This window comes from Massilia sp. Mn16-1_5 (genome assembly GCF_004798585.1).
Taxonomy (GTDB): Bacteria; Pseudomonadota; Gammaproteobacteria; order Burkholderiales; family Burkholderiaceae_D; genus Telluria.
Genome location: NZ_PPXQ01000071.1, coordinates 1 through 464 on the forward strand (window position 1 = coordinate 1; position 464 = coordinate 464).

Below are 464 nucleotides of genomic sequence, written 5' to 3' on the forward strand. Positions count from 1 at the left end.
CTGCAGCATGTCGCCGGCTTGTTTTAAGGTGTATGCAGTCATTTCATTATTTTCAAACCTTTCAGACGGCCTCTTGATGAAGGTTCATTCCACATGCCGTCTGAAAGGGGTTTATATTTTCAAAATACTTAGTGTTTTATTTATTATTCAATTACTTGCGGCACGATATAAAGGCGGTTGCGCACTTCGGGCGCCACCGCCTGATATTCGGCAGCATGATCGTGCTCGGTTACCGCATCGGCGCGCAGGCGCAAGGCCACTTCGTGCGGATGCGCCATCGGCTCCACGCCCTCGGTGTCAACGCTCTACATTTTCTCCACCAGCGCAAACACATCGTTGAGCTGCTGCAGATTTTGCGCCTTCTCCGCCTCGGTCAGGCTCAGGCGGGAAAGCTTGGCAATTTTTTCAACATCGTTCAGGGTCAGGGCCATAAAAAATCCTTAAATTTAATTAGCAAATTCCCT

At 49.1% G+C, this 464-nt stretch carries 1 pseudogene; it reads right to left on the minus strand.

Going from position 1 to position 464, the window contains the following annotated elements:
- Window positions 1-143: 143 nt before the first annotated feature.
- Window positions 144-431: pseudogene (gene gatC, locus C2862_RS25085) on the minus strand (Asp-tRNA(Asn)/Glu-tRNA(Gln) amidotransferase subunit GatC).
- Window positions 432-464: the final 33 nt, after the last annotated feature.